This is a genomic window from Pseudomonas sp. NPDC088414 (genome assembly GCF_044753325.1).
Classification (GTDB): Bacteria; Pseudomonadota; Gammaproteobacteria; order Pseudomonadales; family Pseudomonadaceae; genus Aquipseudomonas.
Genome location: NZ_JBIVMY010000005.1, coordinates 1 through 21,336 on the forward strand (window position 1 = coordinate 1; position 21,336 = coordinate 21,336).

The window sequence follows — 21,336 nt, forward strand, 5'->3', positions numbered from 1 at the left end:
AACAGCCCCGGGCCCTTAGCTCGGACGAGAAACGCGCACCTTGGCATGCCCCTCACTGAGCAAATGGTGAGCATGCAGGCGACTCATCACGCCTTTGTCGCAATACAGCAGGTACTGGCGAGTCGGATCCAGCTCCTTGAAACGAGCGTTCACTGCGTAGAACGGCATCGTCTGTACTTCGATGCCGGCGAGCTCCAGCGGGTCATCCTCGGCCGCATCCGGGTGACGGATGTCGATGACGATCTGACCGGCCAGCGCTTCGCCGACTTCTTCGATCTGCAAATCCTGGCCCAATTCGTCGATCACTCGATCGATCGGCACCAGTTTGGCGTTTTCGAGCGCACGCTCGAGGACCGCCATGTCGAATTCTTTCTCTTCGTGCTCAACACGGTGGCGCTTGGCGGCGGTCTTCGGATTGACCGAGATGACCCCGCAGTACTCCGGCATGTGCCGGGCGAAATCGGCGGTGCCGATCTCGTTGGCCGTGTCGATGATGTCCTGCTTGTGCGCAACGATCAGTGGGCGCAGGACCAGTTTGTCGGTCACACAGTCGATCACCGACAGGTTCGGCAGCGTCTGGCTCGATACCTGGGAGATCGCTTCGCCGGTGACCAGCGCGTCGATGTGCAGCCGGTCGGCGATGGCCGACGATGCGCGCAACATCATACGCTTCAATACGACGCCCATATGACTGTTATCGACTTTGCCGAGAATTTCGCCCAACACTTCTTCGAACGGAACACTGACAAATAGCACGCGTTGCGAGCTGCCGTACTTCTTCCAGATGAAATGCGCGACTTCCATTACGCCCAATTCGTGGGCACGCCCGCCCAGATTGAAGAAGCAGAAATGCGCCATTAGGCCGCGACGCATGATCTGGTACGCGGCAACCGTCGAGTCAAAACCGCCGGACATCAATACCAGCGTCTGCTCCAGGGCGCCGAGCGGGTAGCCGCCGATGCCGTTGTGCTGGCTGTGGATGACAAACAACCGTTGGTCGCGAACTTCGATGCGAACTTCGATTTCCGGGTCTTTGAGGTCGATTCCGGCCGCACCGCACTCACGACGCAGCTTGCTGCCGACGTATTTTTCGACGTCCATCGAGCTGAACGGATGCTTGCCGGCACGCTTGCAGCGCACCGAGAAAATCTTCCCGGCCAGTACATCGCCGTAGTGCTGTTTGCACTTCTCGGTGATGTCGTCGAAGTCGCCCAGCGGGTACTCGTCGATCTGCAGAAAGTGCGCGACACCCGGGGTGCAGACTAGGCGCTCGCCCATCTCTTTCAAGGCTTTGGGGTCGGTAACACGGGTTTCCAGCTCGAGATTGTCCCACACACCGTTCACCACCACGGCCGGGTCCAGATCGCGGAGCACGGCGCGGATGTTCTTGGCCAGCTGGCGGATGAAACGCATCCGGACAGGGCGGCTTTTGATGGTGATCTCGGGGAAGACTTTTACGATTAGTTTCATGAAAACAGCGCGCGCAGGGCCAGCCGAAAAAGGGGGGCGCGGATTATAGCGGAAATTGCTCAAGGTTTAACCAGTTAATATGCAGAAGGTTTTCCTTGCACCAAAACGGGTCATTTTTGATTTGAGGCGCTACATTAAGGGGCGAGATTTTCGCCTTTATGACGCTTTGCAGTGCTGCAAGCGTGAATTTGGGGCAAAAAACCCATGCTGGGGCACTGGCATGCAATTTGCTCCCTTGTGAGGCAGGTTGCCTTGGCAGAGTATCTGCGCCGGCATCACCCCTATTAAGGGCATCCACTACCAAGCCCTAAGCCACCCGGAGGACACTATGTCGAAGTCGGTTCAACTCATCAAAGATCATGACGTCAAGTGGATTGATCTGCGCTTCACGGACACCAAAGGCACTCAGCACCACGTGACCATGCCGGCTCGCGATGCGCTGGAAGACGACTTCTTCGAAGTCGGCAAGATGTTCGACGGTTCCTCCATCGCTGGCTGGAAAGGCATCGAAGCCTCCGACATGATCCTGCTGCCGGACGACGATACTGCCGTTCTCGACCCGTTCACCGAAGACGCGACCCTGATCCTGGTCTGCGACATCATCGAACCTTCGACCATGCAAGGTTACGATCGCGACCCGCGTGCCATCGCGCACCGCGCCGAGGAATACCTGAAGACCACCGGTATTGGTGACACCGTCTTCGCCGGTCCAGAACCAGAATTCTTCATCTTCGACGAAGTGAAGTTCAAATCCGACATCTCCGGCTCGATGTTCAAGATCTACTCCGAACAAGGCTCGTGGATGTCCGACCAGGACATCGAAGGCGGCAACAAAGGCCACCGTCCTGGTATCAAAGGCGGCTACTTCCCGGTTCCGCCGTTCGACCACGACCACGAAATCCGTACTGCCATGTGCAACGCACTGGAAGAGATGGGCCAGACCGTTGAAGTTCACCACCACGAAGTGGCGACTGCCGGTCAGAACGAAATCGGTGTCAAGTTCAACACCCTGGTGAAAAAAGCTGACGAAGTTCAGACGCTGAAATACGTTGTCCACAACGTTGCCGACGCTTATGGCCGCACCGCGACCTTCATGCCGAAGCCACTGTACGGCGACAACGGCTCGGGCATGCACGTACACATGTCCATCGCCAAAGACGGCAAGAACACCTTCGCTGGCGAAGGCTATGCCGGCCTGTCCGAAACCGCCCTGTACTTCATCGGCGGTATCATCAAGCACGGCAAGGCCCTGAACGGCTTCACCAACCCGGCCACCAACTCCTACAAGCGTCTGGTGCCAGGTTTCGAAGCGCCAGTAATGCTGGCCTACTCGGCGCGCAACCGTTCCGCCTCGATCCGTATTCCTTACGTCAACAGCCCGCGCGGCCGTCGTATCGAAGCACGTTTTCCGGATCCGGCTGCCAACCCGTACCTGGCTTTCGCAGCACTGCTGATGGCCGGCCTGGACGGTATCCAGAACAAGATCCACCCAGGCGATGCCGCTGACAAAAACCTGTACGACCTGCCGCCTGAAGAGGCGAAAGAGATCCCGCAAGTTTGCGGCAGCCTGAAAGAAGCCCTGGAAGAGCTGGACAAGGGCCGTGCGTTCCTGACCAAGGGCGGCGTGTTCTCCGACGACTTCATCGACGCTTACATCGCACTGAAATCCGAAGAAGAAATCAAGGTCCGCACCTTCGTACACCCACTGGAATATGAGCTGTACTACAGCTGCTGATCCGGTAGCGCCGCGCTACGCGGCGTGACAAAAAGAGGCCTCCTTCGGGAGGCCTTTTTTTTGAGGAAAATTCCGACAGCCTCAATCCACAAATTCGCGAACAACTTGCGCATCGTCCGGCATCAATCTTGGTGAACCGCCCGTAGCCTTTTCCTCCTAAGACCATTCGAGGAATAACGCGATGAACCACTCCCCCTTCAAAACGCTGCTGGCGACTCTGGCCGCTCTCACCCTGCTGGGTTGCACCTCTCCCGACAAACCCGGGCAGATAGAGCGCAAGCTCTTGCTTGAAAGCGGCACGTCTTGGGATGGAACGCCCTACGTACGCTATCCCAACGCCGCCCCCGAACTGTCGGTGCTCAAACTCAGGATTCCCGCCAATACCCAGCTCCAATGGCACACCCACCCGACTCCCAACGCCGCCTATATTCTCTCCGGCGAACTGACGATCGAAAGCCGGGACGATGGCCGCAGCCAGCGTTTCAAGCAGGGCGAGGCCGTTGCCGAGATGGTCGACCGCAGTCATCGCGGCGTCACCGGGGATGAACCCGTAGAGCTGGTTGTGTTCTATGCTGGCGGCGAGGGCATTCCATTGTCGGAGTGATATCCGCTGCTCACAGGACGTCCGAATGCGGTCATTACTGTTAATTCTGTTGCTGGCTTGCACGTGTACCGCATCAGCACAGATCTACAAGTACACCGACGCCAACGGTAACACGGTGTACAGCGATCATGCGCCGGACGGCGTACAGGCGCAGCCGGTGAATTTGCCGCCGCTCAACAGCGTTCAGCCTCAGACACCGAGTGCGCCTCCTTCAGACACCACCAGCCGTGCGCCAGCGCGCAATGCCTATGAAGTGCTGGAGCTGACCGGCCTGCCCACCGAAGAGGCCCTGCGCGCCAATAACGGCACCTTCACCGTCAGCGTGCTGATCAAGCCGCGCTTGCAGGCGCCGCACCAGTTAAGGCTGGTTCTGGACGACGCGCCTTACGGCCAGCCGAGCAACGTGCCGATCCTGCAACTGGTGAATATCGATCGCGGCGAGCATCGTCTCGCCGTACAGGTGATCGACGGCGAAACGATCATCCAGCAGAGCCCGGCGGTGGTGTTCACCGTGCAGCGGGTACACAAGCCATGAGGATTTTCTGGCTGATCCTGTGCCTGTTCGCCCTGCCCGTGCACGCCGAGGTCTTTACCTACATCGATGCACAGGGCAATCGCGTCTACACCGACCAGCCGCGCGCCAATGCCAAGCGCGTTCCCATCGCAACCAGCAACCGCATGTCGGCCAACCCCACGACTGCAGCGCCGATCAGCGTTACAAAAAAATCTCCGGAACAACCATTGTTCCACTACGACATGCTGCGCATCCTGATCCCCGAGCCGGACGCGACCCTGCGCAGCAGTGCCGGCGAGGTGATCGTCAGCGTCACCAGCGAACCGGGCCTGCAGCAGGGCCATCGCTATCGCCTGCTACTGGACGGCCAGGCCACCGGCGAGCCGGGCCTGAGTCCGGTGTTCCCGCTGAGCAACATTGATCGCGGCAGCCACAACCTGTCGGTGGAAATCCTCGATGGGCAGGGTCGCACCGTCGAGCGCACCGCCAACCAGCCGTTCCACATGCTGCGCATCTCCCTGGCGCAGAAGCGCCAGGTCAAACCCTGCGTCAGCGAAGACTACGGCGTACGCCCGGAATGCCCGCTGAAAGACAAACCGGTCGAAGAAAAAAACCCCTTCCTGCGTTTCTTCTAACGCCGTTCAGCTTTGCGCACTATATTGGTGCATGAGACTGCACCGTACCCATATCCCAACCCATTTTGGTTCGAAACTTCCCGCTCGCGCGCATTGAGCGCCACGCAAACGAGCGTCAAACGCCTGTTTCAGGGGTTGAACGCTTCTTTTCGGAGCCTTGGTTTGGTTTTTGCATTTTCCGTTTAACGACGCCTGCTTCTTGCGCACGCTCCGCCCCCAAAAGAGGCTCCGATGACTATTAGCGACGCAATCCACCGTTTGCTGCTCGACAACCTGACCACCGCCACCATCCTGCTCGACGCCGAATTGCGCCTCGAATACATGAACCCGGCGGCCGAGATGCTGCTGGCCATCAGCGGCCAGCGCAGCCATGGGCAGTTCATCAGCGAGCTGTTCACCGAGTCCACCGAGGCGCTCAACTCACTGCGTCAGGCGGTGGAACAGGCACACCCGTTCACCAAGCGCGAAGCGATGCTCACCGCCCTCACCGGCCAGACCCTGACCGTGGACTATGCGGTGACACCGATCCTCAGCAACGGCGCGACCATGCTTCTGCTTGAGGTGCACCCGCGTGATCGCCTGCTGCGGATCACCAAGGAAGAGGCGCAACTGTCCAAGCAGGAAACCAGCAAGATGCTGGTGCGCGGCCTCGCTCACGAGATCAAGAATCCGCTGGGCGGCATCCGTGGCGCCGCGCAATTGCTGGCCCGCGAACTGCCGGAAGACAGCCTGCGCGACTACACCAACGTGATCATTGAAGAGGCCGACCGTCTGCGCAATCTGGTCGACCGCATGCTCGGCTCGAACAAGCTGCCGTCGCTGGCGTTGTGCAACGTTCACGAAGTGCTCGAACGCGTCTGCCAACTGGTCGAAGCGGAAAGCCAGGGTTGCATCACCTTGGTGCGCGACTACGACCCGAGCATTCCCGACGTATTGATCGACCGTGAGCAAATGATTCAGGCCGTACTGAACATCGTGCGCAACGCAATGCAGGCGATCAGCAGCCAGAACGAGCTGCGTCTGGGCCGCATCAGCCTGCGCACCCGGACCATGCGCCAGTTCACCATCGGCCACGTCCGCCATCGCCTGGTGACCAAGATCGAGATCATCGACAACGGCCCGGGGATCCCTGCAGAACTTCAGGAAACCATCTTCTTTCCCATGGTCAGCGGCCGCCCGGACGGTACCGGGCTGGGCCTGGCCATCACCCAGAACATCATCAGCCAGCACCAGGGCCTGATCGAGTGTGACAGCCACCCCGGCCACACCACGTTCTCGATCTTTCTGCCACTGGAACAAGGAGCCACATCGACATGAGCCGTAGTGAAACCGTGTGGATCGTCGATGACGACCGTTCTATCCGTTGGGTTCTGGAAAAAGCCTTGCAGCAGGAAGGCATGACCACGCAGAGCTTCGACAGCGCCGATGGCGTGATGAGTCGTCTGGCCCGTCAGCAGCCTGATGTGATCATTTCCGACATCCGCATGCCGGGCGCCAGTGGCCTCGACCTGCTGGCGCGCATCCGCGAGCAACACCCACGGTTGCCGGTGATCATCATGACCGCGCACTCCGACCTCGACAGCGCAGTGGCCTCGTATCAGGGCGGCGCTTTCGAATACCTGCCCAAGCCGTTCGACGTTGACGAGGCGGTGTCGCTGGTCAAACGCGCCAACCAGCATGCGCAGGAGCAGCAAGGCCTGGAAGTGGTGCCGGCCCTGACCCGCACCCCGGAAATCATCGGCGAAGCGCCAGCGATGCAGGAGGTGTTTCGCGCCATCGGCCGCTTGAGCCACTCCAACATCACCGTGCTGATCAACGGCGAATCCGGCACCGGTAAAGAATTGGTTGCCCACGCCCTGCACCGCCACAGCCCGCGCGCGGCCTCGCCGTTCATCGCGCTGAACATGGCGGCGATCCCCAAGGACCTGATGGAATCCGAGCTGTTCGGCCACGAAAAAGGCGCGTTCACTGGCGCGGCCAACCTGCGGCGCGGGCGTTTCGAGCAGGCGGACGGCGGCACGCTGTTCCTCGACGAAATCGGCGACATGCCGGCCGACACTCAGACCCGTTTGCTGCGCGTGCTGGCCGATGGCGAGTTCTATCGCGTTGGCGGCCATGTGCCGGTCAAGGTCGATGTGCGGATCATTGCTGCGACTCACCAGAATCTGGAAACCCTGGTGCATGCCGGGAAATTCCGTGAGGACTTGTTCCACCGCCTCAACGTGATCCGCATCCACATTCCACGCCTGTCGGACCGTCGCGAAGACATCCCGACCCTGGCCAAGCACTTCCTCAGCCGCGCCGCACAAGAACTGGCGGTAGAGCCGAAGCTGCTCAAGAGCGAGACCGAGGAATACCTGAAGAACCTGCCATGGCCGGGCAACGTACGGCAGCTGGAGAACACCTGCCGCTGGATCACGGTGATGGCCTCCGGGCGCGAAGTGCACATCAGTGACTTGCCGCCGGAACTGTTGAGCCTGCCGCAGGATTCGGCGCCGGTGACCAACTGGGAGCAGGCGCTGCGCCAGTGGGCCGATCAGGCGTTAGCCCGTGGCCAGTCGAGCCTGCTCGACAGCGCGGTGCCGGCGTTCGAGCGGATCATGATCGAGACTGCTTTGAAGCACACCGCCGGGCGTCGGCGTGATGCGGCGGTATTGCTCGGCTGGGGGCGTAATACCCTGACGCGCAAGATCAAGGAATTGGGGATGAAAGTGGATGGTGGGGATGATGATGAGGGGGATGAGGGTTAACTCGGCACTCTAGTCGTCCGCGAAAAGATCGCAGCCTCCGGCAGCTCCTACAGAGAACGCATATCACTGTAGGAGCTGCCGAAGGCTGCGATCTTTTTTTGTGTGCACCGCCACAAGGCACGGCGAACCGCAATTGGGCATGACTCACTGATCAAAAAAACACCAACAAGATCAAAGCTTCAACCAAGCAGAGGCATCAAATCCCCGATTCACGGGGCTTTCGCGGCTCTTCGGCTTTTTTCTGTTTCGAAATACTAAAACTGGCACGCCACCTGCAGTAACGCTTACAGGTGATTCGATTCACCAACCCTTTCGGGGACCTTGGTACAGGCAGGCCGGGGATTCCCCTCTTTACACCGGGTTCAACCCGCAACGCGGCGAGCCCACCCTTTTGGGATCCTTGGTACAGGCAGGCCGGGGGTTCCCTCTTTACACAGGACCGACGCTCTCAGCGAAGTCCGCCCCGTTTTGGGAACCCTGGTACAGGCAGGCCGGGGATTCCCGCTTTTATTGCTCCCGCAGATGGATCTGCAGCCGCCAGCGGTCATCGACCTTGCTGCTGGCCCAGTCCCCCTGCAGCGGCCGCGCCGCCAGCACCGTCAGCAACAGCCCTCCGTCACTCAAGCGCGTTCGCCAGTTCACGTCTTTGCCGTTGAGCTTGAGCTGACCCTTTTGCGCCTTGCCCTCTGCCTGAAACAACAGGGCCACGGTGCCGTCGATGATTTCGCCGTGCAGCTTCGGTTCGTTATCGAACCACACCACCAGGCCGTCAGCGGTCACCTCGACCTGCTGCAGCACGCTCGGATCCGGCGTGGTCAGGCGGCCGATCATCAAACCGATCATCAGCCCGAAAATCGCCAGCGAACCGATCACCCGCGGGAATAGTTTCGAACGCGGGTCGGCTTGCGGCGTAGAATGCGCGTCATCTTTACCTTCGGAGCCGTGCATGTTTCACGTCATCCTTTTTCAACCAGAAATTCCGCCGAACACCGGCAACGTTATCAGGCTGTGCGCCAACAGCGGCTGCCACCTGCATTTGATCGAACCGCTGGGTTTCGAGATGGACGACAAGCGCTTGCGCCGGGCCGGTCTCGACTACCACGAATATGCCACGTTGCAGCGTCACGCCGACCTCGCCAGTTGCCTTGAGAGTCTCGGCAACCCTCGGCTGTTCGCATTTACCACCAAAGGCTCGCGGCCGTTTCACGATGCCGCGTTCGTCCCGGGCGATGCATTCATCTTCGGCCCGGAAAGCCGTGGCCTGCCGCCGGAAGTGCTGGACGCCCTGCCCGCCGAACAGCGCCTGCGCCTGCCGATGCGTGAAGGCTGCCGCAGCCTGAACCTTTCCAACACCGTGGCGGTAGCCGTGTACGAAGCGTGGCGGCAGAACGACTTCAAATAACCACCCACCCGCAAAAACATCACCCCTGTAGGAGCTGCCGAAGGCTGCGATCTTTTGATCTTCAAAAACAAGATCAAAAGATCGCAGCCTTCGGCAGCTCCTACATGAAGGTTTCGTTTACCCCATGAAAAAAGCGCCTTTAAACGGCGCTTTTTTCATGGGGCAAACGAAGCTTTTATTGTATGGTCGGCGTCTCGCCAGCTTCCTGCATGCGCTGCAGCTCTTGCGCGTACAGAGCGTCGAAGTTCACCGGCGCCAGCATCAGGGCCGGGAACGAACCGCGGGTCACCAGGCTGTCCAGGGTCTCGCGAGCGTACGGGAACAGGATGTTCGGGCAGAACGCACCCAGAGTGTGGCTCATCGAAGCCGCGTCCAGGTTCTTGATCAGGAAGATACCGGCCTGTTGCACTTCAGCGATGAAGGCCACTTCGTCGCCGTTTTTCACGGTCACGGACAGGGTCAGCACGACTTCATAGAAATCGCCTTCCAGCTCTTTCTGGCGAGTGTTCAGATCCAGACCGACGGTCGGGTCCCACTGCTGGCGGAAGATCGCCGGGCTTTTCGGGGCTTCGAAGGACAGATCGCGTACGTAGATGCGCTGCAAGGAGAATTGCGGTGCGGTTTCTTCTTCGCTGGCTGCAGTGTTCTGTTGGTCAGTCATCTCAGATCCTTTCTGATCTTGGGTCTTTTAGGGATTGCTGTACTTGGGTGCAGCCGTTCAGGCCTTGAGCAGCGCGTCGAGCTTGCCGGCGCGCTCCAGGGCATACAAATCATCACAACCGCCGATGTGCTTTTCGCCGATCCAGATCTGCGGCACGGACGTGCGTCCCGCCTTCTGGCTCATGGCAGCACGAATCTGCGGCTTGCCATCGACCTTGATCTCTTCGAAGGCCACACCTTTGTTCGCGAGCAATTGCTTGGCTCGCATGCAGTAAGGGCAGTAGTCGCTGGAGTAGACGATGACTTCGCTCATATCACTTCACCAGCGGCAGGTTGTCGCCTTTCCAGCTGGAGATCCCGCCGGACAGCTTGGCGGCAGTGAAGCCGGACTTCATCAGCTCGCGAGCGTGGGTGCCAGCGGTCTGGCCCAGGGCGTCCACCAGAATGATGGTCTTGGCCTTGTGTTTTTCCAGCTCGCCGGTACGCGCAGCCAGCTTGTCTTGAGGAATGTTGATCGCGCCAACGATATGACCGGCGGCGTAATCTTTCGCCGGACGGATGTCCACCACCACGCCTGCGTCCTTGTTGACCAGTGCGGTCAGTTCGCCGGTGCTCAGGCTTTTACCGCCGCCCTGCATCGTGTGCGCCAGCAGCAAAGCCAGCAATACGACGAAGATACCGACAAGAATGTAGTGGTTAGTGGCAAATTCAATCAGGTGAGCAACCATCGAAGGAGGTTCCAGGGCGTTAAAATGTCGGCCAGTATACACAGCCACTATGGTGGGCCAAACCCCGTCCGGCGGTGACGTGGTCGGAACTAAGCATTAAACTCGCCACTCCCTTTTTCAACGCCCTCTTCTTTATTAGCCACGAGTGGATTCCATGACTACCACGCCTAAACCTTTGGTCCTGATGATTCTCGACGGCTTCGGTCACAGTGACAGCCACGAATCCAATGCCGTGTATGCGGCGAAGAAACCTGTGCTCGATCGTCTGTGGGCCACGGTACCGAACGGCCTGATCTCGGGCAGCGGCATGGACGTCGGTCTGCCGGACGGCCAGATGGGTAACTCCGAAGTCGGCCACATGAACCTCGGCGCTGGGCGCGTGGTGTATCAGGACTTCACTCGCGTGACCAAAGCGATCCGCGACGGCGAGTTTTTCGAAAACCCGACCATCTGCGCCGCCGTGGATAAAGCCGTGGCCGCCAGCAAAGCCGTGCACTTCATGGGCCTGCTGTCCGATGGCGGCGTACACAGCCACCAGGATCACCTGATCGCCATGGCCGAACTGGCCTTCAAGCGCGGCGCCGAAAAGATCTACCTGCACGCCTTCCTCGATGGCCGCGACACCCCGCCGAAAAGCGCCGCGTCGTCAATCGAACTGCTCGACGCGACCTTTCAGGCACTTGGCAAGGGTCGCATCGCCAGCCTCATCGGGCGCTACTTCGCGATGGACCGTGACAACCGTTGGGACCGCGTCTCCCAAGCCTACAACCTGATCGTCGACGGCAACGCCGAATTCAATGCGGCCACCGCGCAGGAAGGCCTCGACGCCGCCTACGCCCGTGGCGAGAGCGACGAATTCGTCAAAGCCACCACCATCGGCGAGCCGGTCAAGGTCGAAGACGGCGACGCCGTGGTGTTCATGAACTTCCGCGCCGATCGTGCCCGCGAGCTGAGCCGAGTATTTGTCGAAGACGATTTCAAGGAATTCGAGCGCGCGCGCCAGCCAAAAGTGCAGTACGTGGGCTTGACCCAATACGCCGCCAGCATTCCAGCCCCTGCAGCCTTTGCTCCGGGCAGCCTGGAAAACGTGCTTGGCGACTACCTGGCAAAAAACGGCAAGACTCAGCTGCGCATCGCCGAAACCGAAAAATACGCGCACGTGACCTTCTTCTTCTCCGGCGGCCGTGAAGAACCGTTCCCGGGTGAAGAGCGCATCCTGATCCCGTCGCCGAAAGTCGCCACCTACGACCTGCAACCGGAAATGAGCGCGCCGGAAGTCACCGACCGCATCGTCGATGCCATCGAACACCAGCGTTACGACGTGATCGTGGTCAACTACGCCAACGGCGACATGGTCGGCCACAGCGGCGTGTTCGACGCTGCGGTAAAAGCCGTGGAGTGCCTGGACACCTGCGTTGGTCGCATCGTCGAAGCGCTGGAAAGGGTGGGGGGCGAAGCGCTGATCACCGCTGACCACGGCAACGTCGAAAAAATGGCCGATGAAGAAACCCACCAAGCGCACACCGCGCACACCACCGAGCCGGTGCCGTTCATTTATGTCGGCAAGCGTGACCTCAAAGTGCGCGAAGGCGGCGTACTGGCGGACGTGGCACCGACCATGCTGATGCTGTTGGGTCTGGAAAAACCGGCGGAAATGACTGGTACCTCGATTCTGGTGTAATTCGCCAGATCAAACATCGCCAAACCCTGTGGGAGCTGGCTTGCCAGCGATAGCAATCTGACAGCCAACAGCTATGTTGAATGTGCAGACGCCATCGCTGGCAAGCCAGCTCCCACAGTGGTTTATGGGGTTTTCGAAATGGAAATGAGCCTGTCTGCCGCTCCAGTTATCACACAAGCCCAATTGGGCGTTTTTTTTGCAGCCCCGGGCGGGCATACTAGGCCGTCCATTACCCTGGTGCCGCCCGCCTCTATGCTCCGCGTCCTGATCGCCCTCGCTCTGACTTGCCTGCTCCAACCGGCCTTCGCTGACGAGCGCGCGCAAACCCAACAGCAGTTGGATGCCACGCGTCAGGACATTGCCGAGCTGAAAAAGCTGCTGGGCAAGCTGCAGGAAGAAAAATCCGGTGTACAGAAAGAGCTCAAGGGCACCGAGACCGAGATGGGCAAGCTCGAGAAGCAGGTCGATGCCCTGCAGAAAGAGCTGAAGAAAAGCGAATCCGAGCTGCAGCGGCTCGATGCGGAGAAAAAAAAACTCCAGAGCGCGCGCACTGAACAACAGCGACTGATCGCCATCCAGGCCCGCGCGGCCTATCAGAACGGCCGTCAGGAATACCTCAAGCTGCTGCTCAACCAGCAGAATCCCGAGAAATTCGCCCGCACTCTCACCTATTACGATTACCTGAGCCAGGCCCGCCTGGAGCAGTTGAAGAACTTCAACGAAACCCTGCGCCAACTGGCCAATGTCGAAAAAGACATCGCCATGCAGCAGGCGCAATTGCTGGTACAAAAAAGCAGCCTCGACACCCAGCGCGACGAGCTGGAAAAGGTCCGCAAGGAACGCCAGCAAGTCCTCGCCAAACTCAACGATGACGTGAAAGCCCGCGACCAGAAACTGGCCGCCCGCGAGCAGGATCAGGCAGACCTGTCTAAAGTCCTTAAAACCATTGAAGAAACCCTGGCCCGCCAGGCCCGTGAGGCAGAAGAAGCGCGACAGAAAGCGCTGATTGCCCAGCAGGAAGCGGAAAAAAAGCGTTTGCGTGAGGCGCAGGCTGATAACAGCGACGCCCCACGAAAACCAGCCAGACCAACCCCCGGCGCGCTGGTATCCAGCAGCGGCGAGACCTTCGGTGGCCCTTTTGCTGCAACCCGGGGAAAACTTCCATGGCCGGTTGATGGTCGATTGCTGGCACGCTTCGGCGAAAGCCGGGGCGACGATGCCCGGACCAAGTGGGATGGCGTGATGATCAGCGCCGCTGCCGGCAGCCAGGTGCATGCCGTGCACGGCGGGCGCGTGGTGTTCGCCGACTGGTTGCGCGGCGCCGGGCTGCTGGTGATCCTCGATCACGGCAATGGTTTTCTGAGTCTTTACGGTCACAACCAGACGCTGCTCAAGTCGGCCGGTGACGTGGTAAAAGCCGGTGAGTCGATCTCCACTGTGGGTAACAGTGGTGGTCAGGACACGCCAGCGCTGTATTTCGCAATTCGTCAGCAGGGTCACCCGAGTGATCCGGCGCAATGGTGTCACGCGCAAGGATAAGCGCGTCGCCTAATTCAGGAGTTCGTTCGACATGCTGCATTTGTCCCGCCTTACCTCGCTGGCCCTGACGATCGCCCTGGTGATCGGCGCGCCTCTGGCGTTCGCCGCTCAACCGGCCCCGGCCGTCGCTCCGGCAGGCACTGCCGCGACCGCCAAGGCCCCGTTGCCGCTGGAAGAGTTGCGCACCTTTGCCGAGGTCATGGACCGGATCAAGGCAGCGTATGTCGAACCGGTGGACGACAAGACCCTGCTGGAAAACGCGATCAAGGGCATGCTCAGCAACCTCGATCCGCACTCCGCCTATCTCGGCCCTGAAGACTTCACCGAGCTGCAGGAAAGCACCAGCGGCGAATTCGGCGGCCTGGGCATCGAAGTCGGCTCCGAAGACGGCTTCATCAAGGTCGTCTCGCCAATCGACGACACCCCGGCGTCGAAGGCCGGCATCCAGGCCGGTGACTTCATCGTCAAGATCAACGGCCAGCCGACGCGTGGCCAGACCATGACCGAAGCCGTGGACAAGATGCGCGGCAAGATCGGCCAGAAGATCACCCTGACCCTGGTGCGCGACGGTGGCACGCCGTTCGACGTGACCCTGGCCCGCGCCGTGATTCAGGTGAAGAGCGTCAAGGCGCAGCTGCTGGAGTCGGGCTACGGCTACATCCGCATCACCCAGTTCCAGGTCAAGACCGGCGAAGAGGTTTCCAAGGCCCTGGCCAAGCTGCGCAAGGACAACGGCAAAAAGCTCAACGGCATCATCCTCGACCTGCGCAACAACCCGGGCGGCGTGTTGCAGGCGGCGGTGGAAGTGGTCGACCACTTCATCAAGAAAGGCCTGATCGTCTACACCAAAGGCCGGATCGCCAACTCCGAGCTGCGCTTCTCCGCCACCGGCAAGGATGAAAGCGAAGCGGTGCCGATGGTCGTGCTGATCAACGGTGGCAGCGCCTCGGCTTCGGAAATCGTCGCCGGCGCCCTGCAGGATCAGAAACGCGCCGTGGTCATGGGCACCACCAGTTTCGGCAAAGGCTCGGTGCAGACCGTGCTGCCGCTGAACAACGACCGCGCACTGAAGATCACCACCGCGCTGTATTTCACGCCGAACGGTCGCTCGATTCAGGCCCAGGGCATCGTCCCGGACATCGAAGTGCGCAAGGCCAAGATCACCAACGAGGCGGACGGCGATTACTTCAAGGAAGCCGACCTGCAAGGTCACCTGGGCAACGGCAACGGCGGTGCAGACAAGCCGACCGGTTCCGGCGCCAAGGCCAAGGCCATGCCGCAGGATGACGATTACCAGTTGGCCCAGGCCCTGAGCCTGCTCAAAGGGCTGAGCATCACGTCCGGCCGTTGAGGATGTCTTTGCGTTTCTTCTTCGTCCTGCTCTGCTGTCTGGCGGGTGCTGCTCACGCAGAACCCGCCAGGACGCCCCCGCCAAAAGCCTACCTGACGCTGATCATCGACGACCTGGGACAGAACCTGCCCCGGGATCGCCGCGTGCTGGCCCTGCCCGGCCCGGTGACCACAGCGATCATGCCCGACACTCCGCACGCTACCGAATTCGCCCGCGAAGCCCATCGCGCCGGCAAGATCGTGATCCTGCATATGCCCATGGACCCGGCCACCGGCCCGTATGCCTGGCATCCCGAGCTGCCGCTCGAAGAACTTGAGAGGCGCCTTAACGCTGCGTTCAAAATGGTCCCCTACACCGCTGGCATCAATAACCACATGGGCAGCCGCATGACCGCGCAACCGGTGGCAATGGCGTGGCTGATGGGCGAGTTGCAGCGCCGTCACAAGTTCTTCGTCGACAGCCGCACCAGCGCCCAGACCGTGGCGGCGCAGCAGGCCCAGAAAATCGACTTGGCCAGTGTTTCACGGGATGTGTTCCTCGATGACGAGCGCACGGAAGCCGCCATCTTTACCCAACTGCAAACGGCCATCAGCCTGGCGCACAAGCAGGGTTCGGCGGTGATGATCGGTCACCCTTATCCGCAGACACTGGCAGTGCTGGAACGTGAAATGCCGAAACTCAAGGCGCAAGGCATCGAGTGGATCGACATTAAGCAGATGATCAGCGTGCGCAGTAACAAGGCCACCGCTGCACACGGAAAGAACGGAATTTACCGTTAGTTTTTGCAGCGGGTTTCCAATAACTCTTTGCAACTCCAACAAATAGCAACACCTCCGAAACCACAATAAGGCAAAACCACCTTATTCTGCGCCAGTCTCATATCCCGCACATTAGCCAAGGACTGGCCATGAACTTAAATACGCTTCACCCAAGTTTCTTATTACTTGCGGCCCTTTCGCTCCCCGCTTACTCAACCCCTGTCGATTATGGCAAAGGCGCCGAGAATCATGCGCCATCGAAATACCTGAGCAACAAGAACGGCGAGCATGACTACTGGACAGGAATCGGCAAATACCAAAGCCGCGAACACGGCGTATGCACTGCCTTTCTTATTGATACCAACAGCGCTCGACCGTCAGACTCCGCCTATGCTCTCACCAGTGCACACTGTGTGGGCAAAGACAATGGCGTCATGCAAACGGATGAGCCCATTAAAGCCACCATAACCTTCAAGCATTTCCTTGATACGGAGGATGCCAGCAAGACTTTCCCTCTGAAAAAAGTTTCCTGGAGCAGCATTCAGGGCATCGATCTGGCTCTTTTGGAGCTTGAAGTATCACAGGGTGAACTTCGGGCGCAGGGCATCACGCCTCTGAAACTGGCACAGCAACCGCCGGCTGACGCAAGTGACATTCTGATTGTGCACGGGCCCGGCGGGACGCCATTGCGACTGTCCGCTTGCATCCATGATCCTTCGCCAGCCATTTTCGAAACGCCCTGGGTGTGGCGACATACTGTCAGCAACCAATGCAAAGATGTTGCTTCCGGCAGCTCGGGGAGCCCGGTCATTGTCCGAGCGACCAACGAGGTCTATGCCGTTCTGGGTACCCTCGCAGAGCATCTGACGCCACTGCCCGGATATGGCCAGATGCCAAGCGGCAGTTACGGTAGCCCGACCTCGGTTTTCAACAACTGCTTTATCGATGGCAAACTCAATACCAACCCGCAAGTGTGCGAGTTATTTCCGGCAGCATCCATGAGTCTGCCCCCACGACTGCCAATGTATGCAAAGATCAGCGTAAACGAGCACGGTAACTATATTTATCCCGCCTGGAACTTTGAAGTAACCGCCAGCACTCGCTTTATCCGGACCAAACGAACTACTGATCCGCTCGACTGCGAAACTCCGCAAGGCTACAGCCAGCCAATCAATACTGACACCGCCCCCACTCGGCTAAATGTTCCAATGGGACCTGAAACCGGGCTTAACAATCTTTGTATCATTGCCACCAACAGTATCGAGGACCTATTGCCCGCCGGCACTTATCGCAATGCCGTCACTGTCCCCACTTATCTGATTGATGCGGGCCCGACGCCTGTTCCGACCGTAGATATATCCTTTAACAAAGAAATAAACAGGGCGCAGATTTTCTGGCCAAAACGCAAGAACGAGGGCCTTGATGGCTACGAGGTAAAAGACGGTCTTGCTGGAAAAGTCAGCTGCGAAGACCCGCAGGGTTATAGTCGTGTGACCTCCAATTGGCTGCGTCCGGAAAGCAACTTCCCCCTCAAGCTCTGCGTTTACGCCGTCGACCCCAACAATCAGCGCTCAGAATTGAAGGAATACGTCCGGGAATGGGAAGCGCTCAAAAACAGCGCCCCCTGAGCTGATCAGCGACGCCGGCCTTGTGCTCAGTGGGCATAACCGGAGCGCAAGGCAGCCAATGGCACGGAACGGTTTTTTCGGAAACAACTGGTCACGACGTCATACATAGTTACCGCCAGAGAGCGGGTGCGAATACCGATAGTGAGACCTGCAACGGGTCGCGACTCCCTTGAGTCGCCGTTCAACTATCAGGAGTGACCATGACCATCCATGACCAGGCCGCAGCGCCATCCAGGCAAATCGAGCCGATCCGACACGACAATCTGCTGATCCATTTCACCTCGGAATTTCACCGCATCTGGGACAGCACCGGCTCACGGGCTAAACCCGCGGCCTTCTGGCGCCCGACTCCGGCACCGGATGTGTTGCCGGGCTATTTTCCGCTCGGCGACGTGTTCACCGCCGGACTCCACAACATCAACGGCAGCACCGTCGTCGCCGTGGTTTGCGAAGCCGATTTCCCCAGTGCAGATTCAATGAATGGCCCGGCACTGTGCCGTCCGGAGGATTTCGAGCTGATCTGGAAAGATTCCGGCTCAGGCTCGAAGAAAGACGGTGCTGTATGGCGACCGCTTGCCCCGCAAGGTTATGTGGCCATGGGCGCGGTCTGCTCCAATGATCACGAAAAACCTTCACTCAATGCGGTTCGCTGCGTGCGCGCCGATCTGGTGATCGCCTCGGACATCGGCGAACTGATCTGGAACGACAGGGGCAGCGGCGCCCGACAGAGCCTCAGTGCGTGGAGTGTCACACCACCCGGTGCAGCCCCGGGAGAGATTCACTTCGCACCAGGTACTTTTATTGCGGCAAACACTTTCAACCGGCCCGAGAGCTATGTCGGGGTCTATTCGCTACGGATGCAGATCACCCCACTGATCAAATCATCGCCACAGTTGCCGGTGCTCAGCGCAGCGGATGCTCCGCAAAAAAACGGAGCAGCCACTATCGCTCAAGTGGTCGAGCTTCCATGGTTTGCCGTCAAGGATGACTTGTCACCACTCGAACAATTGCGCACCACGCCGTTTTATCGCCTGGAAAGAACCGACCAGTACTATCTGGTTGGGAGCGGACACAACACGGGCGATGGAAGCCGGGCGTTCAAATGGACGACGCAGCGGCTGCAGAATCCGAAAATGCTGCGACTATTCACTCAACTGACTACGGTGAATTTCGTCGGTCCCTGGACAAGGCATGCAGATATGCTTCCGACATTACCGTTCTCGGCGAGATTGGACAGTCAGTTCACCCACAGCGAGACTTCAATCAGCGGCTGGCAGGCGCCGTCTGTCACCCATGTAATTGCCATGGCAGGCAAAGGCAGGTTCGTGGCGGTTTATCAACTGGAGAGTTTTTACGAGTTGCTGAGGGCAGACGGTTCGCAAGTGGGGATCAATCTCGGCTACACCCACGACGAAAATCTGCATCTACTGCAATATCCGCCGCACGAATGCCCCCACAATACAGTGGAACAGCCGGCACTGACGGCTACAGATAGCGCCCCATGATTTCGTCGACAACCCCGTCCTTGCGCATCTGATCCAACGCCGCCTGCAGCCTGGCGACCGTTGCATCCGACACATCCTTGTTCAGCGCCAGGTACAACTCGGCGCTGTTGAAGCGCAGCACGGTCTTGAGGCCGGTGACCCCGTCCTGCCGCGCCAGATAACGCCCGGCAGGATCGCCCGTGGCCCACAGGTCGATCTGGCCGTTGACCAGTTTTTTCGCGTTGTCCTGATCGCGCAGCACGACCATAGGCTTCAAGCCTTGTTTGGTCAGCGTCTCGGCAATCGCATCGCCCTTGTAGGCACCGATCTTGTATTTGCGTGCATCGTTGAGGGTGTCGAGGGTGATTTTGCTGTCGGCCCTGGCCAACATGATCCAGTCGTCCGGACCGATCGGGCCGACCCATTTGAACAGGTTTTCGCGGTCCGGCAGGCGGGCCATCACGAAGGCGCCGTAGCCGGGGTTTTCCAGCGCCAGCTTGTAGACGCGCTCCCATGGGAAGCGCAGCGTCAGGCTGTAGGTGAGCCCGGCACGCTTGAACATTTCACGCACGATGTCGGCGGCAATGCCGTTGATGTTCTCGCCCTTGGCGAAATTTTTTCCGTCTTTCGCCATGTTGTAGGGCGGAAAGTTTTCGGTGAGGAGCACCAGATCGGTGTCAGGACTGTTTTCGGCCCGCGCCGTGTTGATTAACAACACAGAGGCACTGGCGAGAACGAGAAGCAGGCGTTTGATCATGTCGGGCTACCGGAATCCATGGCGTGCCCAAGAGTGCCTTGGGTACGCCATGCTGTCCACTGGCCTGTACGGTTTAGCGCATCACGATGCCGCGTTTGGCCATATACGCTTTCGCTTCCTGCACGGTGTATTCGCCGAAGTGGAAAATACTCGCCGCCAGTACCGCGCTGGCGTGGCCTTCAAGGATGCCGTCGGCCAGATGCTGCAGGTTGCCGACGCCGCCGGAAGCGATCACCGGAATGCCCAGCGCATCGCTGATTGCGCGGGTCACACCGAGGTCGAAGCCGTTTTTCATGCCGTCCTGATCCATGCTGGTCAGCAGGATCTCGCCGGCACCGAGGCCTTCCATCTTCTTCGCCCACTCGACCGCGTCGAGGCCGGTCGGCTTGCGCCCGCCGTGGGTGAAGATTTCCCAGCGCGGGGTTTCGCCCGGGCCGGAGACCTTCTTCGCGTCGATGGCGACGACGATGCACTGCGAGCCGAAATGCTGCGCCGCTTCGCCGACGAATTCCGGATTGAACACCGCTGCAGTGTTGATCGAGACCTTGTCCGCACCGGCGTTGAGCAGATTGCGGATGTCCTGCACGGTGCGCACGCCACCGCCGACGGTCAACGGGATGAACACCTGGCTGGCCATGCGCTCGACGGTATGCAGCGTGGTGTCGCGGCCATCGACGCTGGCGGTGATGTCGAGAAAGGTAATCTCGTCGGCACCCTGCTCGTCATAACGACGGGCGATTTCCACCGGGTCGCCAGCATCGCGGATGTTCTCGAACTTCACACCTTTGACGACCCGGCCGTTGTCCACGTCCAGGCAAGGGATGATGCGTTTGGCCAGCGCCATGGTCAGTCCTCAGCCTTGGTACGAATCGCAGAAAGCTTGCGCTTCAGCGACGTCGAGGGTGCCTTCGTAGATCGCCCGGCCAGTGATTGCACCGATGATGCCCGGCGCCTTGGCGTCGAGCAGCGACTTGATGTCACCCAGATTGTGGATACCGCCGGACGCGATCACCGGGATCTTCGTCGCTGCAGCCAGTGCAGCGGTGAACGGTACGTTGCAGCCCTGCATCATGCCGTCTTTGGCGATGTCGGTATAAACGATCGAGGACACGCCGTCGGCTTCAAACTGCTTGGCCAGGTCGATGACCTGCACGGTGCTGATTTCAGCCCAGCCATCGGTGGCAACGAAACCGTCCTTGGCATCCAGACCGACGATGATCTTGCCCGGGAACGCGCGGCAGGCTTCAGCGACGAACGCCGGATCTTTTACGGCTTTTGTGCCAATGATCACGTAGCTGACGCCCGCCTTGACGTAGTGCTCGATGGTTTCCAGCGAGCGGATACCGCCGCCGATCTGGATCGGCAGGTTCGGGTAGCGCTTGGCGATTGCGGTGACCACTTCACCGTTGACCGGCTGGCCTTCGAATGCGCCGTTCAGATCGACCAGATGCAGACGGCGGCAACCGCCCTCCACCCACTTGGCAGCCATGCTCACCGGGTCCTCGGAGAACACTGTGGAATCTTCCATGCGGCCCTGGCGCAGACGTACGCAGGCACCGTCTTTAAGATCGATAGCGGGAATAATCAGCATCTGGCAAACCTTAATATTTGAATGTTCAGCTTGGCTCGGGAATCAGTTT

Annotated in this window: 21 protein-coding genes; 13 read left to right on the forward strand and 8 right to left on the reverse strand. The window is 59.5% G+C overall.

What is annotated here, in order from left to right; translation table 11 throughout:
• Positions 1-15: 15 nt before the first annotated feature.
• Entirely contained in the window at positions 16-1,470 is a 1,455-nt protein-coding gene (gene thiI / locus ACIP8I_RS07585; RefSeq protein WP_400759957.1) for a tRNA uracil 4-sulfurtransferase ThiI, read from the reverse strand.
• A gap of 328 nt (positions 1,471-1,798) precedes the next feature.
• Here thiI and glnA point away from each other — a divergent pair, with 328 nt between their 5' ends.
• The 6 genes from glnA to ntrC all read left to right on the forward strand — a co-directional run bounded on the left by glnA (position 1,799) and on the right by ntrC (position 7,708).
• Positions 1,799-3,205, forward strand: a complete 1,407-nt coding sequence (gene glnA, locus ACIP8I_RS07590) for a glutamate--ammonia ligase (RefSeq protein WP_003220788.1) — start codon at positions 1,799-1,801, stop codon at positions 3,203-3,205.
• Positions 3,206-3,386: 181 nt separating this feature from the next.
• Entirely contained in the window at positions 3,387-3,809 is a 423-nt protein-coding gene (locus ACIP8I_RS07595; protein ID WP_400759961.1) for a cupin domain-containing protein, read from the forward strand.
• A 25-nt stretch (positions 3,810-3,834) separates the two neighbouring features.
• Positions 3,835-4,344, forward strand: coding sequence for a DUF4124 domain-containing protein (locus ACIP8I_RS07600; RefSeq protein WP_400759963.1), 510 nt, complete (start codon positions 3,835-3,837; stop codon positions 4,342-4,344).
• Positions 4,341-4,958 (forward strand): DUF4124 domain-containing protein, encoded by a 618-nt coding sequence (locus tag ACIP8I_RS07605; RefSeq protein ID WP_400759966.1) that lies wholly within the window; start codon positions 4,341-4,343, stop codon positions 4,956-4,958. The genes ACIP8I_RS07600 and ACIP8I_RS07605 overlap by 4 nt, the downstream gene beginning before the upstream one ends.
• Before the next feature lie 231 nt (positions 4,959-5,189).
• Complete coding sequence (gene glnL / locus ACIP8I_RS07610; protein WP_007961730.1) at positions 5,190-6,275, forward strand: nitrogen regulation protein NR(II); 1,086 nt, start codon at positions 5,190-5,192, stop codon at positions 6,273-6,275.
• Complete coding sequence (gene ntrC / locus ACIP8I_RS07615) at positions 6,272-7,708, forward strand: nitrogen regulation protein NR(I) (protein WP_007961729.1); 1,437 nt, start codon at positions 6,272-6,274, stop codon at positions 7,706-7,708. Before glnL ends, ntrC begins: the two co-directional genes overlap by 4 nt.
• Positions 7,709-8,215: 507 nt before the next feature.
• On the opposite strand, the gene ACIP8I_RS07620 is transcribed toward ntrC, so the two are convergent.
• Complete coding sequence (locus ACIP8I_RS07620) at positions 8,216-8,656, reverse strand: hypothetical protein (RefSeq protein WP_400759970.1); 441 nt, start codon at positions 8,654-8,656, stop codon at positions 8,216-8,218.
• Between ACIP8I_RS07620 and ACIP8I_RS07625 the strand changes: the two genes are divergently transcribed.
• A complete protein-coding gene (locus ACIP8I_RS07625) occupies positions 8,655-9,110 on the forward strand; it encodes a tRNA (cytidine(34)-2'-O)-methyltransferase (RefSeq protein WP_003220777.1) in 456 nt (151 codons plus the stop codon). The two genes, ACIP8I_RS07620 and ACIP8I_RS07625, sit on opposite strands and share 2 nt — an antisense overlap.
• A 175-nt stretch (positions 9,111-9,285) precedes the next feature.
• Here ACIP8I_RS07625 and secB read toward each other — a convergent pair whose 3' ends face one another.
• Genes secB through ACIP8I_RS07640 form a run of 3 tightly spaced genes read right to left on the reverse strand, consistent with a single transcriptional unit; the run spans position 9,286 to position 10,498 of the window.
• Complete coding sequence (gene secB, locus ACIP8I_RS07630; RefSeq protein ID WP_400759973.1) at positions 9,286-9,771, reverse strand: protein-export chaperone SecB; 486 nt, start codon at positions 9,769-9,771, stop codon at positions 9,286-9,288.
• A 57-nt stretch (positions 9,772-9,828) separates the two neighbouring features.
• The gene (grxC, locus tag ACIP8I_RS07635; protein ID WP_003220774.1) at positions 9,829-10,083 is read right to left on the reverse strand and encodes a glutaredoxin 3; all 255 of its coding nucleotides are present in this window, start codon (positions 10,081-10,083) and stop codon (positions 9,829-9,831) included.
• 1 nt (position 10,084) lies between these two features.
• Positions 10,085-10,498, reverse strand: coding sequence for a rhodanese-like domain-containing protein (locus ACIP8I_RS07640; protein WP_007961724.1), 414 nt, complete (start codon positions 10,496-10,498; stop codon positions 10,085-10,087).
• A gap of 154 nt (positions 10,499-10,652) precedes the next feature.
• On the opposite strand from ACIP8I_RS07640, the gene gpmI reads away from it, so the two are divergent.
• The 6 genes from gpmI to ACIP8I_RS07670 all read left to right on the forward strand — a co-directional run bounded on the left by gpmI (position 10,653) and on the right by ACIP8I_RS07670 (position 18,960).
• Complete coding sequence (gpmI, locus tag ACIP8I_RS07645) at positions 10,653-12,179, forward strand: 2,3-bisphosphoglycerate-independent phosphoglycerate mutase (protein WP_400759976.1); 1,527 nt, start codon at positions 10,653-10,655, stop codon at positions 12,177-12,179.
• Between the two features lie 252 nt (positions 12,180-12,431).
• Positions 12,432-13,718, forward strand: a complete 1,287-nt coding sequence (locus ACIP8I_RS07650; protein WP_367082613.1) for a murein hydrolase activator EnvC — start codon at positions 12,432-12,434, stop codon at positions 13,716-13,718.
• Positions 13,719-13,749: 31 nt separating this feature from the next.
• The gene (locus ACIP8I_RS07655) at positions 13,750-15,069 is read left to right on the forward strand and encodes a S41 family peptidase (RefSeq protein ID WP_041071409.1); all 1,320 of its coding nucleotides are present in this window, start codon (positions 13,750-13,752) and stop codon (positions 15,067-15,069) included.
• A gap of 2 nt (positions 15,070-15,071) precedes the next feature.
• On the forward strand, positions 15,072-15,848 hold the full coding sequence (locus ACIP8I_RS07660) for a divergent polysaccharide deacetylase family protein (RefSeq protein ID WP_367082612.1): 777 nt from the start codon (positions 15,072-15,074) through the stop codon (positions 15,846-15,848).
• Positions 15,849-15,976: 128 nt separating this feature from the next.
• Positions 15,977-17,455 carry a trypsin-like serine peptidase gene (locus tag ACIP8I_RS07665; protein WP_400759980.1) on the forward strand — a complete coding sequence of 493 codons (1,479 nt, stop codon included), beginning with the start codon at positions 15,977-15,979 and terminating at the stop codon, positions 17,453-17,455.
• 200 nt (positions 17,456-17,655) lie between these two features.
• Complete coding sequence (locus tag ACIP8I_RS07670; RefSeq protein ID WP_400759982.1) at positions 17,656-18,960, forward strand: Vps62-related protein; 1,305 nt, start codon at positions 17,656-17,658, stop codon at positions 18,958-18,960.
• Here the strand turns inward: ACIP8I_RS07670 and ACIP8I_RS07675 are convergent.
• From ACIP8I_RS07675 to hisA, 3 genes are all read right to left on the reverse strand, one after another.
• Complete coding sequence (locus tag ACIP8I_RS07675) at positions 18,941-19,696, reverse strand: ABC transporter substrate-binding protein (protein WP_346650711.1); 756 nt, start codon at positions 19,694-19,696, stop codon at positions 18,941-18,943. The genes ACIP8I_RS07670 and ACIP8I_RS07675 overlap by 20 nt on opposite strands.
• Positions 19,697-19,769: 73 nt before the next feature.
• Positions 19,770-20,540 (reverse strand): imidazole glycerol phosphate synthase subunit HisF, encoded by a 771-nt coding sequence (gene hisF, locus ACIP8I_RS07680; protein ID WP_007909211.1) that lies wholly within the window; start codon positions 20,538-20,540, stop codon positions 19,770-19,772.
• Positions 20,541-20,549: 9 nt separating this feature from the next.
• Complete coding sequence (hisA, locus tag ACIP8I_RS07685) at positions 20,550-21,287, reverse strand: 1-(5-phosphoribosyl)-5-[(5-phosphoribosylamino)methylideneamino]imidazole-4-carboxamide isomerase (RefSeq protein ID WP_115988409.1); 738 nt, start codon at positions 21,285-21,287, stop codon at positions 20,550-20,552.
• Between the last annotated feature and the right edge of the window lie 49 nt (positions 21,288-21,336).